The organism is Gemella haemolysans (assembly GCF_001553035.1).
In the GTDB taxonomy this organism is placed as follows: domain Bacteria; phylum Bacillota; class Bacilli; order Staphylococcales; family Gemellaceae; genus Gemella; species Gemella haemolysans_B.
This window is the reverse complement of sequence record NZ_KQ959922.1, coordinates 29180-29767: the sequence shown is the minus strand read 5'-3', so window position 1 is coordinate 29767 and position 588 is coordinate 29180. Positions and strand designations below refer to the sequence as shown.

1 pseudogene is annotated in these 588 nt (G+C 38.1%); it reads right to left on the bottom strand.

The window, feature by feature from the left end:
- Window positions 1-588 (bottom strand): annotated as a pseudogene (locus HMPREF3186_RS09300) (N-acetylmuramoyl-L-alanine amidase); the annotation flags it as partial.

Genomic DNA, 588 nt, shown 5'->3' with positions numbered 1-588 from the left:
TAATAACGTCCATTATCTACCCATGCATTAGTTGCCATCTTACCATCTGAACCTAACCAGTAGTTTCCTGCCCATTTATTACGAGCTAGCGATCCATTTTCATTGTAGTAGTACCAAACATTGTTTTCTTTTTTCCAACCTTGTTTCTTTTCTTCTTCATGTCTAGCTTCTTTTACCCATGCTCCATCATTTCCTACATAGTAACGATTATTATCTACCCAGCTGTTTGTTACCATTCTTCCATCAGCACCTAACCAGTAATTTCCTGCCCATTTATTTCGTGCTAATGTTCCATCAGTATTGTAGTAATACCAAGTGTTTACTTCTTTTACCCAACCTTGTTTTTGTGCTGCAGCTGGTTTTTGAGCTCCTTTTACCCATGCTCCATCATTTCCTACATAGTAACGATTATTATCTACCCAGCTATTTGTTACCATTTTCCCATCAGCACCTAACCAGTAATTTCCTATCCATTTGTTTCGGGCTAATGTTCCATCAGTATTGTAGTAATACCAAGTGTTTGCTTCTTTCACCCAACCTTGTTTTTTCTCTTCTGCATGTCTAGCTTCTTTTACCCATGCTCCATCA